This window comes from Chitinophagales bacterium (genome assembly GCA_019638515.1).
Taxonomy (GTDB): domain Bacteria; phylum Bacteroidota; class Bacteroidia; order Chitinophagales; family LD1; genus UBA7692.
On sequence record JAHBTS010000001.1, the window covers coordinates 184,150 to 198,011 of the forward strand.

Sequence of the window (13,862 nt, forward strand, 5' to 3'; positions counted from 1 at the left end):
GCAAGTTGAAAATATGCCAACTTTAGTTGCACGCACATTCATTTATCAACAATGTTTGTAAGCGCCAAAAAGGTATGGATGGTTTACTCTGCTGTGCAGGTGTAACCTTGCGATTTTCTGGTATCTACTTCGGCTTCGTAAGCGGTAGATGAGGAGTAATTGCTTTCGCAAAGTTTTTCGGAGGAGGAGCCTTTTTCGCAGTTTACACACTTAGAGCAAGAAGCCAAAAGAAGTGTGCTACATAGTGCTGCTATTACGGGAGTTTTCATAAGTTGAAATTTTATTGTGTGAAAATAATTGCTTTGCGATGTTTGCAGTAGCTTTAAGTTTAAACGAGTGTAATTTTTATGCAGAAATTTTTTGCCAATACTATTTCTTATGTTTTCCATCCATTGCTGTTTCCTACATATGGCACGGTAGCCATTATTTCTTCTAACCCATATTTGTTTGGAAATTTTAATGCTAAGAACCAGTTTATTTGGGTGGTGCTGGTATTTGTTTTAACCTTTATTTTTCCTACGGTTTGGCTGGTTATGATGCGTAAGTTGCAAATGATAGAATCGCTGGAATTGCGTACTAATAAGGAGCGGATTATTCCATTTATTGCCATTGCTACTTTTTATTTGTGGGCATACCGCATGTTTAAACCAAGTGCAGGCAATGCGTTTTTTGCTAATGAAATAGTTTCAAACATGTTGCTAGGTGCTACCATTTCTATTTTCATTGGATTTGTAATAAATATATTTAGCAAGGTAAGTTTGCACGCAATGGGCGCAGGTTGCTTTTTTGCATTATGTTTAACATTGGTGCGGTATTCCGATTTTAACCTTACACTGCTTATTATCGCAGCCATTGTGGTGGCTGGTGCTATTGGCAGTGCACGTTTAATTTTAGGGGCGCATAGTCCGAGAGAAGTTTTTTCAGGTTATTTAATTGGGTTTGCAGGCTTGTTTACAGCCTTTAATATACTACCGAAGTTGTTTAATTAAAAACCAACAGTTGCAGGTAGAAAAAATCTCAATTAGGATAAAAACCTGTTTCGCCATTCTGGTCTTGGCAGCATACATTCATTTTTTTTTCCGAACCAGCGATAGCGATTGGTAGCAATAAAATTGTACATGGCATCGCGTACAAAGCGTGGTATTACAATAAAGCCGTAAAGTAATTTCCATCCTCCCGAAAGGTGTTTGGCAATTCTAAGTGCGGCATCGGAACGTTGGAATATTTTCCCGTTTTGTAGCAATACAATACTATCGAAGTGCGTGGTGTCTAAGCCTTGTTGTAATAAAATTTCTTGTGCAAAATTTGATTGTAGGGAGGCGAATTTAAAGTATGCAGCGGTGTCGCGTAGCAGAATAAATTGAACTGAAGATTCGCATAAATTGCAAACTCCATCAAACAATACAATGGCGTTTGGGTGATGGTTTTCTTCTTTTAAGTTCATGGTATAGGACTATTGTAGCGAAGTGGCGTGCTTGTTTAGTTTTTGCTTTATCATACTTACCAATACATCAATGGCTACGTGGTTCATGCCACCTTGCGGAATAATTAAATCGGCATAGCGCTTGGTGGGTTCTATAAACTGTTGGTGCATGGCTTTTACTATTTCGTAACGCATCAAAACATCTTCGAGTTTTCTGCCTCGTTCCAAAATATCGCGCTCAATAATGCGCATGAGGCGATCGTCTGCTTCGGCATCTACAAATACTTTTAGGGTGCAAAGATTGCGTATGCGCTCATCGGTAAAAAGCAATATCCCTTCTACTATCATTACGTGTTTGGGTTCAATGGTAATGGTAGCTGCTTGGCGCGAACTGGTTACGTAATCGTAAGTAGGTTCTTCTATGGGTTTATCTTGTTTTAGTTCTTCTAGATGTTTTACCATTAGGTCAAATTCAATAGAATTTGGATGGTCGAAATTTATGAGTGCTCTTTCTTCAAGCGTAAGGTGTTTGTTGTCTTTGTAATAAGAATCTTGCGAAAGAACAGCAACTTCGCTCCGTTTTATTTTCTCTAAAATATTGCGAACTACCGTTGTTTTTCCACTGCCCGAACCACCTGTTATACCTATAATAATCACCTTTTATACATTGAATTTTAATAAAGAATAGAAGTGCAAAGATAAACTAGTGCTCGAATTTTATACCGCTACGGAATGTTCGCGAAGCGCATCGTTTAGCGATGTTTTTTTATCGGTACTTTCTTTTCGTTTACCAATAATAAGGGCGCATGGCACTTGGTAATTGCCTGCCGGAAATGTTTTGGTGTAGCTGCCTGGAATTACCACACTTCTTTCGGGTACATAACTTTTGTATTCCACAGGCTGGTTGCTGGTTACGTCAATAATTTTAGTGCTGGCAGTAAGTACCACATTGGCACCCAATACTGCTTCTTTGCCCACATGCACGCCTTCTACCACAATGCAGCGCGAACCTATAAAGCAGTTGTCTTCAATAATTACCGGAGCGGCTTGTACTGGTTCTAATACGCCTCCAATGCCCACGCCTCCGCTTAGGTGCACATGCTTGCCTATTTGTGCGCAACTGCCAACAGTGGCCCAAGTATCTACCATGGTGCCTTCGCCTACATAAGCGCCAATATTGGTATATGAAGGCATTAAAATAACGCCTTTTTCTATGAAAGCCCCATAGCGCGCAACAGCATGTGGCACCACGCGTACGCCTAAATCTTTGTAGTTCTTTTTGAGTTTCATTTTATCGTGAAATTCAAAAGGTCCCACTTCCATCACTTCCATTGCACGAATAGGGAAATATAGTATCACGGCTTTTTTTATCCATTCATTTACCTGCCATCCGTTTGCAGTTGGCTCTGCAACCCTTAATGTTCCTTTGTCTAAAGATTCAATAACAGTTTCAATTGCTTGTTTGCTTTCTGTGGATGCCAGCAGGTTTCTGTCGTTCCAAATTTCTTCTATGGTGGCAGCTAAATGGTGAGTACTCATGTATTATATTTTGCGCAGCAATGATACAAAAGAGGACGGCTTTAAAGAAAATGTGTGCTTTTATGTTTGCAGATATAAAATAAAGAATAATTTTTGCAGGGAATACAAATCATCCTTTTTCTATATGAAGAATTCGCTTCTCATTCTGATGCTGTTGGTTTCATCCATAGCTATGCGCGCACAAATCTTTATTAATACGGGCAACGAAAATCTGGAAAAATATAAAAAAGAAAACCCTAACATCGAGATTTACGATGAAAATAAACATGGCAGCCAGCCCGAAAAAGCACCTGCAACACAAAAGCCGGAAGCCGAAAAAGTAAAGCCTGCAGCCATTGCAGTTACTTCGCCTGCCGTTACAAAAAGTACCCCTGCCGAAACGCATACAGCTACTGTGCCAGCTGCACAACCAGAGGGAGCAGAATTGCCTCCTAATGCAGAACCTGGCAAATGCTATGCACGTTGCTTTATTTCCGACCAGTTTGAGTTTAAAGAAGAGCAAGTGGTAGATAAACCATTGAGCTATAAAACAGAGGTTATTCCAGCTGTATATGGAAAAGTTACCGATACCGTAGTATTAAGAAAATCGTATGTAAAGAAGGTGGTAACTCCGGCAGAATATGAAGTTACCAGCGAAGATGTTTTGGTAACTCCTGCCACTACCAAATGGCAAAAAGGAAAAGCAGATGCTTCGTGTTTAAGCGCAAACCCCGCAGATTGCCAAGTGTGGTGTTTGGTAGAAGTTCCGGCTGTTTACCGTAAAGTAACTAAAAAGGTATTAAAAACACCTGCTTCTTCAAGAGAAGAAACTATACCTGCCGAATTGAAATTTGTAGAGCGCAAAGTAGTGTTGGAAGCTGCCAAAACCAATAAAGTAGAAGTGCCTGCAACCTATAAAACCGTAATGAAAAAAGTATTGGTAAAAAAAGGAGGATACCAAGAATGGCGTGAAGTTTTATGTGCCGATAAGTTGAATGAGCAACGTATCCTTGCCATCCAAAAAGCATTAAAATCTGAAGGCTACGATCCAGGTCCGTTTGATAATGTATTTGGAACAAAAACAAAAGAAGCTCTTATTAAATTCCAACAAGATAAAGGTTTGCCTGTAGGCAACCTGAATATGGAAACACTAAAAGCGTTGGGTGTAAATTAAGCGTTGTCCAGAAGCTTAGAAAAGTAAATACTTAAAAAAGCCCTGCTCCTGCAGGGCTTTTTTAATTTATGACTAGTATAGGAAATACATAACAATTGTTGTTTCAAGCATAGGAATCTATAATATAGCACACAGATTTTTTTAGTTATATAGTACAGATAATAGTTATGCAGCACATACTTATTCTTGGAGCAGGAAAATCGAGTGGCGCACTTATTGATTATTTAAGTAAGTATGCCCACATCGAGCATTACAGCATTACCATAGCCGATGTAAACCCAACTAATTTAGCCGATGCCAGAAAGTTCTCAGAGGCATTAAATACAGTGCTTATTAGCGGTATAGAAGATGAACAGATAGCAGCACTAGTGGTAGAGAGTTCATTGGTTATTTCTATGTTGCCCGCAGCTCTACATCCGGCAATTGCTGTATGTTGCTTGCAGTTTCGCAAAAACCTTATTACGCCCTCTTACATTGCGGCAGCCATGCAGGAGTTGCACAGCGAGGTTCAAAAGGCGGGTTTGCTGTTTTTAAATGAAATGGGTTTAGATCCCGGCATAGACCATTTGAGTGCTTGCGAAATGATAGATAGTGTACAGCAGCAAGGAGGTGTAGTGAAAAGTTTTAAATCGCATTGTGGAGGATTGGTGGCTAAAGAAAGCAACGACAATCCATGGGGATATAAATTTTCGTGGAACCCACGCAATGTGGTGCTGGCAGGGCAGGGCAGCGGTTTTATTCGCTGGAAAGAAAATAGCGGCATACAGTTACTGCCATACCACAGATTGTTTGCTTCATCAAGTTGTATTACAATTGGAAGCGAGAAATTTGATTCCTATCCTAACCGCGATTCACTTACATTTATAGAGCCATATAATTTAGAAAATGCACCAACTATTTACCGAGGTACATTGCGCTACCATGGTTTTTGCGAAGCATGGAATTTATTGGTGCAATTGGGCTGTTGCGATGACACTACTCCAATAGAAATACACGAAGGAGAAACCAACGCTACTTTCATGAAGCGATTTATTCAATGCGTAAATGGTGGCAGCATGCAGCAGCAAGCAGCACGAATTTTAAAGGTAGAAGAAGATAGCGCGGCTTTTCAAAACTTGCTATGGCTGGAATTGTTTAAAGAAAAACCTTTGGCAATAAGCGGCAAGCACACTGCGGCAAGTGTATTGCAGAAAATATTGGAAGAAAAGTGGCAGCTAAAAAAAGGAGATAAAGACAGAGTAGTAATGCTGCATGAAATGGAATATGAACTTCATGGAAGGCATTTTTACGCTATCGCAGTTTTAGATAGAAACGGAAACGATAACCACACAGCAATGGCAGAAACTGTGGGCTTACCCATTGGTATTGCTGCCCGCATGATGTTGAATAATGCAATACAACTTACAGGCGTGTTGCGTCCGGTACAGAAAGAAATATACGAACCGGTTTTAGCAGCGCTGAAAGAAATGGGTATTAGTTTTGTACACACCCAAAAGGTATTGTAACAATTTACGGAAGCATTTTATTGTTGCGCACTCTATGAGCGTATTGTTGTAAGTATGCTTGCATGGAAGGCATAATGGCATCAACCGTTTCGGGCATTTTATCTAGCAGATTCTGCTGTAGCAATTTATCGCTTCTATAGCGGTAAAGAGCTGTTGGTTTGGTGCCATCGTATTGCAGCAAAAATTCATCGGTGAATACTTGGAATGTGCCCGCAAAATAATTCATTACCAATGGCGAAGTGTTAGGTTGGAATACACTTTTCCCAAATGCCGAAATGGTATCGCCAATTCCTAAATAATCTATAATGGAAGGGAAAATATCTTGCTGCTGTACGGTTTTATTTTCAAACCCTCTGAGCGATGAATCGGGTGTAAAGAAAATAATTGGTACCGAAAAAACACCCACGTTGTTGTTGTATTCAGGATAATGCGCAAACGAGGCTGCGTGGTCTGCGGTGAGTACAAAAATGGTGTTTTTATACCAAGGCATTTTGGATGCTTCTTCAAAGAATTTTTTCAAAGATTGGTCTGTATATTGTATAGAAGGATGTATATCTAAATAGCCCTTTTTAAAAGTGTTTTTATATGCTTCAGGTAGCGCAAAAGGATGGTGCGATGAAACTGTGAACAATACGCTGCAAAACGGTTGTGGAAACGATGAAAGTTTGGAGTTCCAGTACTGCAAAAACACTTCATCCCAAATTCCCCAAGTACCATCGTAGTATTGGTCGTTGCCAAATTCTTCTTTGCTGAAGGTATATTGGAAACCTGCCATTTTCATAAAGGCTGTAAAACCCATAGAGCCGTGATGCGCACCATGAAAGAACGAAGTGTGGTAGCCGTATTTGTTTAGTACGGTCGCCAATGAGTTTATCTTATTAGAAGAATAAGGCGTTAAAACATATGCCTCCGAAAGCGAAGGAATACTTGCTACCACAGCCGGCAAGCCTTCGATGGAGCGTTTGCTATTGGCGAGTGTGTTTTCAAAAGTAAGTGAGTGGAAAACAAGTGTATCAATAAATGGGGTGAAGCCTTCGTAGCCTTCTTTATGTTGGTTAAGTGTAGCCACGAATTCTTTACTTAGGCTTTCAACAATAATTACTACTACATTTTTCTTAGGCTCATGCTTTACTTCAAAGGACTGAACAGGATTGTATATTTTTTGTGCCTCTTCTATACTGCCGAAAAAATGATAGTCGGGAATTTTTATGTTGCCCAAGGTGGTCATAATAGAAAATGGCGTGTTGAGGACTAAGCTTGTGGCAGCCGGATTGCTTACATAATCGCCTGCATAGCTTATGTTTATTGGGCGGTTGCTGGGTACAAAACTGCCACGTGCAAATCCCAACCAGATTAAAACAACCAATGGTAATGCAGCAATATCGGCAATGTAGCGTTTGCGGTTATAGCTTTCTGCTTGCGGCAGTGGAAGTTTGCGGTTTATGTAAAAAAAGGCAAACAGCAATAGCAGTGCCGCAATGAATAAATACCAATAGGTAAAAACAAATTTTTGAATGCTGGTAAGCAATCCGGCATCATTTTTAAATTCTAGAAAGAGCGATGCATTGGTTCTGCGAAGTATAAACGGATAGTAGCCAATATCTGCAATATTGGCAATAAGCCCAATAGCATTTACAACAAAGAAAATCCACAATGCCGTTTGCTGGTAATAGCGGTTGAAGCGAAATGGAAAAGGAAGCAGCAACAGCAGCAAAAACGGTGCATTCAAATACATGAGTGCAGAAAGATCGAAGCGTAAACTGCCCCACAATATTTGTAGTAGCGAGTTTATATTTTCGTGCTGGAAGTAGTGATAGTTACATACAAAAAATAAAATTCTGCAGCATTGGTACAGTACTAAAAGCACCACCAAACGAATTACAAATGCAAGCAAAAAGCGCATAGTGCAAGATGGTAATTATTTTTGTGGTGGTTACTATTGCTGTTGCAATAGTGGCTTTATTCAAAGTTGGCAACTTCTTGCAATGCCTGGGCAATAAAATTGCTTACAGGCATTACACCTTGGTCGCCTTTTCCTTGTCTGCGTACTGCTACGGTTTGGTCGGCAGCTTCTTTTTCGCCAACTACCAACATGTAGGGCACTTTTCGCAATTCGGTATCGCGTATTTTTTTGCCAATTTTTTCGCTGCGCGAATCTATTGATACAGAAAAATCGTTGCCCTGCAATTGTAATTGAAGTGCTTTTGCGTAGTCTAAATATTTGTCGCTAATCGGCAATATGGCAATTTGTTCCGGAGCCAACCACAGCGGGAATTTTCCTGCGTAGTGTTCTAGCAAAAATCCAATAAAGCGCTCGTGTGTAGAAAGCGGTGCACGGTGAATAATAAGCGGACGTTCCTTTTCGTTTTTCTCGTTGGTAAACCAAAGGTCGAATCTTTCGGCTTGTGCAAAATCTACCTGATTGGTAGCAATTGTAAATTCTCTACCGATGGCGCTCCATATTTGAATATCAATTTTAGGTCCGTAGAAAGCAGCTTCATCTGCTACTTCTACAAATGGTAAGCCGCTTTTTACCAATACTTTGCGAACCATGTCTTCGGTTTGTTGCCAAAGTTCGGGGTTGTTGATGTATTTCTGCCCGAGTTTACTTGGTTCATGTTTGCTAAAACGCATTTGGTATTTTTCTATGCCGAATATTTTGAAGTATTTCACATAGAGCTCATTTACTTTCATAAACTCTTCTTCAAATTGCTCTTTGGTGCAGTAGATGTGTGCATCGTTCATTTGTAGCGAGCGCACGCGCATTAAACCAAAAAGTTCTCCACTTTGTTCGTAGCGGTAGCAAGTGCCGTACTCTGCAAAGCGCAGTGGCATATCGCGGTAGCTCTTTGGAGTAGCGCCAAAAATTTTGTGGTGGTGTGGGCAGTTCATGGCCTTTAAATAATACTTAGTGCCATCTAATTCCATGGGCGGAAACATGCTTTCGGCATAATACGGCAAATGGCCGCTACGCAAATACATACTTTCTTTTGCAATATGCGGGCTTTTTACGCGCACGTAGCCTTGTGCTGCTTCGGTTTTTTTAGCCAGGGTTTCTAACTTTTCAATAATGGCAGCACCTTTAGGCAGCCACAAGGGCAAGCCGGGACCCACTTCATCGTCAAAAGTAAATATCTCTAATTCTTTGCCGAGTGTGCGGTGGTCGCGTTTTTTGCGTTCTTCCAACAGTGTAAGATATTCATCTAGCATCTGTTGTTTAGGAAAAGTAATGCCGTAGATGCGGGTAAGCTGTTTGTTTTTTTCGTTTCCGCGCCAGTAGGCTCCGGCTATGCTTAGCAGTTTAATGCTTTTAATGTAGCCGGTAGAAGGAATATGTGGTCCGCGGCACAAATCGGTAAAATTACCTTGTTGGTAGAAAGTAATTTCGCCATCGTTTAGGTCTTGCAGTAATTCTAATTTATACTCATCGCCTTTGTCGGTAAAATACTTGATGGCATCGGCTTTGCTTACTTCGCTGCGCAGGTATTGGCTGTTTTTGGCTGCCAATTCTTTAATGCTTGTTTCGAGTTTGCGCAAATCTTCTTCGGTAAGTTTGCGATCGCCCAAATCAATATCATAATAAAAGCCTTCTTCTATTGGCGGGCCAATGCCAAACTTTACGTTAGGGAAAGTAGCTTCCAAAGCTTCTGCCATTAAGTGGGCGCTCGAATGCCAAAAAGTTTTCTTTCCACCATCTTCTTCCCATGTAAGTAATTTTACGGTAGCATCGGTTTTTATGGGGCGTGTAAGGTCATACACTTCTCCATTTACTTCTGCTGCTAATACTTTTTTTGCCAAACCTTGCGAAATACTCTCTGCCACTTGCAATGCCGAAGTTCCTACTTCGTATTCGCGCACTGCGCCATCGGGCAATGTTATCTTCATCATAATTTTAAAAATTTCGGTGGGCGAATATAGTTTGGTTCTGCAAAAGCCGTGAGTTTAAAAGATGTAAAATAAACTTTAGCTATATAACTTTTGGGTTTTAAATTCGTTTACCATAGTAAATACCACTGTTATGGCTGTGTTGAGTAATTATTGGCTTACCGAAGGCTGTATAGATTTTGAGTATAAAAAGTATCAGTTATTAGCTTTCTTGCAGGAAGTTTCGCAGCAGTTTAAAGAGAAAAAACTGTACCCGCGCTTGAGCGAGTTGGTAACACACTACGAAAATTTGCAATTTTTTACCGAGCAAAAAAGGTTGGTGGCTAATGGTTTTCCCAAACAAATTTCGCAGTTAGATTTTGAACATTTTACAATACAGTATCAAACACTTGCAGAAGACGATCGGCTTATGCAGGAGCTAAACGATATTGCAGCATTTGCCCTGCCGGAGTTGCAATACAAATTAGATGAGGGGAAAGATTTGTACGAAACGGTAGTGGAGCAACTGCAAATTTTCCCGGTAGGCATTGTGCCGTTGCGCAACGAAGAAGGTTATTTAATGCTCAGCGATTTTTTAAAGAAGTGGATAAGCGTGTATTACTATGAAATTACTTTGTTTGAAAATGCCAAAGAACCCTACAGGGGCATTAAAACCACACATCTGGCAGATTATAGGGTCTCTATTAGCCACCATTACGAAACTATACGCTATGAATTACTAGCGCAACGCAAAGAATTGCCCAATGCCGCAACGTATGTAGTAGAGTTTAAGCAATCTTTTCCATTGCCCGAAACCATGCTGCCAATTGCCAAAAAAACATTGGTGCGCGAGTTGGCGGCAAAAAGTAATCGCAAACAAGAATGGTGATTTTCGCATCTTTTCTATCTTCGCGCCCATGCAGTATAAACGCATTCTTTTAAAACTAAGCGGAGAAAGTTTAATGGGCGCAAAACAGTTTGGTATAGATACCAATATGGTTTTGCAATATGCCGAAGAAATAAAAGAGTTGGTAGAAGCCGGAGTAGAGGTGGCTATTGTAATTGGCGGAGGCAATATCTTTAGAGGCATTCAAGCGGCAGATAATGGTATAGATCGCGTGCAGGGCGATTATATGGGAATGCTGGCAACCGTAATAAACAGCATGGCTCTACAGAGCGGATTAGAAAAAGTGGGTGTATTTACCCGTTTGATGACAGCCATAGAAATGAAAGAAATTGCAGAGCCGTTTATTAAACGAAGAGCAGTTAGGCATTTAGAGAAAGGGCGTGTAGTAATTTTTGGAGCCGGTACCGGAAACCCATATTTTACTACCGATACCGCTGCCGCTTTACGCGCTACCGAAATTGAATGCGATGTAATTCTAAAAGGAACACGTGTAGATGGTATTTACGATTGCGACCCCGAAAAAAATGCCAATGCAGTTAAGTTTAATGAACTTTCTTTTAACGAGGCGTTACAGCGTAAATTAAACGTAATGGATCTAACCGCTTTTACACTTTGCCAAGAAAATAACCTGCCTATTATTGTATTTGATATGAACCAAAAAGGCAACTTGCGCAAAGTAGTAAGCGGAGAGAATATTGGAACAATTGTAAAGTAAACGATTCGAAAAAAAATAACGAAGTAAAACAAGCATACCATGACAGATGCAGATGTAAAAAAGGTGTTAGACGAAACCCGTTCGCTCATGCAAAAAGCTATTGAGCACTTTGAGTATGAGCTTTCAAAAATTAGAGCCGGAAGAGCTAATCCTTCAATGTTAGAAGGTGTAGAAGTAGAAGCATATGGTTCGCGCTCACCATTAAACCAAATGGCCAATATTTCTACTCCCGATGCCAAAACCATTACGGTTCAACCGTGGGATGCTTCGTTGTTACAAGCCATTGAGCGTGGCATAATGATGGCAAACATTGGTTTAACTCCACAAAGCGATGGTAAAATTATTCGCTTAAATATTCCACCTCTTACCGAAGAGCGCAGAAAGGATTTAGTAAAGCAATCTAAAGGCGAAGCAGAAACAGCCCGTGTTTCGGTACGCAATATCCGTAGAGATTCCAACGAAAAAATTAAGAAGTTATTGAAAGACGGCTTGCCGGAAGATTCAGGAAAGAAAGCCGAAGCCGATATTCAAAATATTACCAACGATTTTACAGCTAAGGTGGAGAAACACCTAGAGGTAAAAGAGAAGGAAATTATGACCGTTTAAGGTCGAATACTTGGCGGAATAATTTCGTCCACAAAAATTACGAAAATATTTTTGGTGCCTTCTGCACGCAAAACCAATTTGGTTTGGTCATAAAAGTGCGTGTTGTTTTCATCGTTTAAGCGAAGCACCGAAGGTAGCTCCGGTTTATGTAGCTGGTTAAAGCGCTGTAAGCCTGTAACCAAAGATGGCGTTAGGCGCGTAGCGTCCGCCAATACAATATGAAAGTTAGGGAAGCAAGAAAGTGTTCTGCGCGAAGCTTGTTTAGGATTAAAAATTATACTACCGTCTTCGGCAACTAAGCTCTCGCAAAGCGAAATGGCAGCACTGGAATTTTCTATGGTAAAGCCAATTGCTCCGCGTTGGAAGTTGTGTTCGCAAAAGGCATCTTTAATTTCGTTTTCCCAAGTAAAAATATGAATCCATTCATTTTGCCGCTTCATGGTTTTTAGCACTTCAATAGCATTGGCAATGGTTTCGCAGTAAATAAAATCTCCTCCTTGCGCATTAAAGTTTTCGGCAAAGTGAATATCTAAATCTGTTTCGCTTGGTTTATCGTAGCTTTTGGCAGTAGGCTCCACCGTGCGTACAGCAACAGGTGTTGAAGCGGCAATTGGCTCGTTAATAATATCGGCAAACGAGGTTGGGCGTGCTACTTCATTTTCATTGAAACCAACTACGGTTCTTGTGGCAATAACTTCTACTTCTCTTTCCGCTTGGTGGTTGCCAAATAAGTTTTTGATACGACCAAAAAATCCTTGTTCCTCTGTAAACATAAATGTTGAGATTGAGTGGATAATGTTTAACGCTTCAAAAGAACATTAAAACATTAGGTGCAGCGCTGTTTTGCGCCTATTCTTTCTCAACAAACTTTTTTGCTGGTGTTCACATTTGTAGATAGGTGAAAATAATGTAACCTTATTTTTGTTTGTAGTTAAAACCAAAGTAGTCATGCACTTAAGCAATAGGCAAGTTTTTTTAAACCACATTGCGCAAACCAGTAAAGCACCTCTGCTATTAGAAATTGCAAGCGCCAAAGGTTCCTTGCTATTTACTCCGGAAGGGAAATCGCTGATAGATTTAATTGGTGGAATTAGTGTTTGCAACATTGGGCACAGCCACCCAAAAGTTGTAGAAGCCGTGCAAACACAAGCTGCCCGGCACATGCACTTAATGGTATATGGCGAATTGGTACAAGCGCCACAAGTAAATTACGCAAAGGCGCTTTGCCGTTTTCTTCCTAAAGAATTGGGCAGTATTTATTTTACAAACTCAGGTGCCGAGGCAACGGAAGGTGCTTTAAAATTGGCCAAGCGATTTACCGGAAAATCTAAAATTGTGTATTGCAAGAATGCTTATCACGGCAGCACGCACGGAGCTTTGAGCATAATGGGCGATGAGTATTTTAAGCGAAACTATCGTCCACTTTTGCCCAATGTTTTTGCCATAAAATATGGCGACACAAACGAATTGAAAACAATAGATAACCAAACCGCAGCCGTAATTATTGAAACTATACAGGCAGAAAGTGGTGTTACGGTGCCTACTGCTGCGTATATGCAGCAATTGCGCGCGCAGTGCAATAGCACAGGCGCCTTGCTTATTGTAGATGAAGTGCAAGCAGGCATGGGTAGAACCGGAAAAATGTTTGCGTTTGAACATTTTGGCATTCAACCCGATATATTGTTGCTGGCAAAAGCATTTGGTGGCGGCATGCCTTTGGGTGCTTTTATTGCAGCACAGAAAGTAATGGAAGTTATTGCCGAAAATCCTGTGTTGGGGCATATTACAACTTTTGGCGGGCATCCGGTTTCGTGTGCTGCCGGAGCCGCTGCTCTTCAAGTATTAGAAGCAGAAAATATTATTGCCGATGTTGAAGCAAAAGGAGCACTGTTTGAAAAATTATTACAACACAAAAACATAAAAGCTATTCGCAGGAAGGGCTTGCTCATGGCCGTGCAGTTTAGCTCGTTCGAACAGAATAAAACTATTATAGATAGAGCAATAGAGCGCGGTGTGTTTACCGATTGGTTTTTGTTTGCTCCCGAGTGCTTGCGTATTGCCCCACCTTTAAATATTCCAAATGAACTTATAGAGCAAGCATGTGAAATTTTATTGGCGTGCATAGACGAAGCAGCCGTTTAAATTCTCAA

The 13,862-nt window shown here is 40.6% G+C and carries 14 protein-coding genes; 7 read left to right on the forward strand and 7 right to left on the reverse strand.

Annotated features, from left to right (window positions below):
• Positions 1 to 83: 83 nt before the first annotated feature.
• Entirely contained in the window at positions 84 to 269 is a 186-nt protein-coding gene (locus KF872_00860; protein MBX2902073.1) for a hypothetical protein, read from the reverse strand.
• Positions 270 to 347: 78 nt separating this feature from the next.
• Here KF872_00860 and KF872_00865 point away from each other — a divergent pair, with 78 nt between their 5' ends.
• A complete protein-coding gene (locus tag KF872_00865) occupies positions 348 to 989 on the forward strand; it encodes a phosphatase PAP2 family protein (protein ID MBX2902074.1) in 642 nt (213 codons plus the stop codon).
• A 32-nt stretch (positions 990 to 1,021) separates the two neighbouring features.
• Here KF872_00865 and KF872_00870 read toward each other — a convergent pair whose 3' ends face one another.
• From KF872_00870 to KF872_00880, 3 genes are read right to left on the reverse strand one after another with little or no spacing between them, the layout of a single operon-like run.
• Complete coding sequence (locus KF872_00870; protein MBX2902075.1) at positions 1,022 to 1,444, reverse strand: thiol-disulfide oxidoreductase DCC family protein; 423 nt, start codon at positions 1,442 to 1,444, stop codon at positions 1,022 to 1,024.
• Positions 1,445 to 1,453: 9 nt separating this feature from the next.
• Entirely contained in the window at positions 1,454 to 2,080 is a 627-nt protein-coding gene (gene udk, locus KF872_00875; GenBank protein ID MBX2902076.1) for a uridine kinase, read from the reverse strand.
• A gap of 60 nt (positions 2,081 to 2,140) precedes the next feature.
• Positions 2,141 to 2,962 (reverse strand): 2,3,4,5-tetrahydropyridine-2,6-dicarboxylate N-succinyltransferase, encoded by an 822-nt coding sequence (locus KF872_00880; protein MBX2902077.1) that lies wholly within the window; start codon positions 2,960 to 2,962, stop codon positions 2,141 to 2,143.
• A gap of 124 nt (positions 2,963 to 3,086) precedes the next feature.
• Between KF872_00880 and KF872_00885 the strand changes: the two genes are divergently transcribed.
• Both KF872_00885 and KF872_00890 read left to right on the forward strand, forming a co-directional pair.
• Entirely contained in the window at positions 3,087 to 4,115 is a 1,029-nt protein-coding gene (locus tag KF872_00885; GenBank protein MBX2902078.1) for a peptidoglycan-binding protein, read from the forward strand.
• 167 nt (positions 4,116 to 4,282) lie between these two features.
• A complete protein-coding gene (locus KF872_00890) occupies positions 4,283 to 5,620 on the forward strand; it encodes a saccharopine dehydrogenase NADP-binding domain-containing protein (GenBank protein MBX2902079.1) in 1,338 nt (445 codons plus the stop codon).
• 4 nt (positions 5,621 to 5,624) lie between these two features.
• On the opposite strand, the gene KF872_00895 is transcribed toward KF872_00890, so the two are convergent.
• Both KF872_00895 and thrS read right to left on the reverse strand, forming a co-directional pair.
• The gene (locus KF872_00895; GenBank protein MBX2902080.1) at positions 5,625 to 7,523 is read right to left on the reverse strand and encodes an LTA synthase family protein; all 1,899 of its coding nucleotides are present in this window, start codon (positions 7,521 to 7,523) and stop codon (positions 5,625 to 5,627) included.
• A gap of 56 nt (positions 7,524 to 7,579) precedes the next feature.
• Positions 7,580 to 9,508 (reverse strand): threonine--tRNA ligase, encoded by a 1,929-nt coding sequence (gene thrS / locus KF872_00900; protein ID MBX2902081.1) that lies wholly within the window; start codon positions 9,506 to 9,508, stop codon positions 7,580 to 7,582.
• 130 nt (positions 9,509 to 9,638) lie between these two features.
• Between thrS and KF872_00905 the strand changes: the two genes are divergently transcribed.
• The 3 genes from KF872_00905 to frr are packed head-to-tail and all read left to right on the forward strand — an operon-like array spanning position 9,639 to position 11,712.
• Positions 9,639 to 10,373 (forward strand): hypothetical protein, encoded by a 735-nt coding sequence (locus tag KF872_00905; protein ID MBX2902082.1) that lies wholly within the window; start codon positions 9,639 to 9,641, stop codon positions 10,371 to 10,373.
• 28 nt (positions 10,374 to 10,401) lie between these two features.
• Complete coding sequence (pyrH, locus tag KF872_00910; protein ID MBX2902083.1) at positions 10,402 to 11,106, forward strand: UMP kinase; 705 nt, start codon at positions 10,402 to 10,404, stop codon at positions 11,104 to 11,106.
• Between the two features lie 39 nt (positions 11,107 to 11,145).
• On the forward strand, positions 11,146 to 11,712 hold the full coding sequence (gene frr, locus KF872_00915; GenBank protein MBX2902084.1) for a ribosome recycling factor: 567 nt from the start codon (positions 11,146 to 11,148) through the stop codon (positions 11,710 to 11,712).
• On the opposite strand, the gene KF872_00920 is transcribed toward frr, so the two are convergent.
• Positions 11,709 to 12,485, reverse strand: a complete 777-nt coding sequence (locus tag KF872_00920) for an LUD domain-containing protein (GenBank protein MBX2902085.1) — start codon at positions 12,483 to 12,485, stop codon at positions 11,709 to 11,711. The genes frr and KF872_00920 overlap by 4 nt on opposite strands.
• Positions 12,486 to 12,660: 175 nt before the next feature.
• Between KF872_00920 and KF872_00925 the strand changes: the two genes are divergently transcribed.
• On the forward strand, positions 12,661 to 13,854 hold the full coding sequence (locus KF872_00925; protein MBX2902086.1) for an aspartate aminotransferase family protein: 1,194 nt from the start codon (positions 12,661 to 12,663) through the stop codon (positions 13,852 to 13,854).
• Positions 13,855 to 13,862 lie beyond the last annotated feature (8 nt).

Excerpts from the sequence above, each read along its gene's own strand:
- KF872_00880 (MBX2902077.1), bottom strand. The coding sequence starts at position 2,962 with ATGAGTACTCACCATTTAGCTGCCACCATAGAAGAAATTTGGAACGAC.
- frr (MBX2902084.1), top strand. The coding sequence starts at position 11,146 with ATGACAGATGCAGATGTAAAAAAGGTGTTAGACGAAACCCGTTCGCTC.
- KF872_00870 (MBX2902075.1), bottom strand. The coding sequence starts at position 1,444 with ATGAACTTAAAAGAAGAAAACCATCACCCAAACGCCATTGTATTGTTT.
- KF872_00895 (MBX2902080.1), bottom strand. The coding sequence starts at position 7,523 with ATGCGCTTTTTGCTTGCATTTGTAATTCGTTTGGTGGTGCTTTTAGTA.
- KF872_00925 (MBX2902086.1), top strand. The coding sequence starts at position 12,661 with ATGCACTTAAGCAATAGGCAAGTTTTTTTAAACCACATTGCGCAAACC.
- KF872_00920 (MBX2902085.1), bottom strand. The coding sequence starts at position 12,485 with ATGTTTACAGAGGAACAAGGATTTTTTGGTCGTATCAAAAACTTATTT.
- KF872_00865 (MBX2902074.1), top strand. The coding sequence starts at position 348 with ATGCAGAAATTTTTTGCCAATACTATTTCTTATGTTTTCCATCCATTG.
- KF872_00890 (MBX2902079.1), top strand. The coding sequence starts at position 4,283 with ATGCAGCACATACTTATTCTTGGAGCAGGAAAATCGAGTGGCGCACTT.
- pyrH (MBX2902083.1), top strand. The coding sequence starts at position 10,402 with ATGCAGTATAAACGCATTCTTTTAAAACTAAGCGGAGAAAGTTTAATG.
- KF872_00905 (MBX2902082.1), top strand. The coding sequence starts at position 9,639 with ATGGCTGTGTTGAGTAATTATTGGCTTACCGAAGGCTGTATAGATTTT.
- thrS (MBX2902081.1), bottom strand. The coding sequence starts at position 9,508 with ATGATGAAGATAACATTGCCCGATGGCGCAGTGCGCGAATACGAAGTA.
- KF872_00885 (MBX2902078.1), top strand. The coding sequence starts at position 3,087 with ATGAAGAATTCGCTTCTCATTCTGATGCTGTTGGTTTCATCCATAGCT.
- KF872_00860 (MBX2902073.1), bottom strand. The coding sequence starts at position 269 with ATGAAAACTCCCGTAATAGCAGCACTATGTAGCACACTTCTTTTGGCT.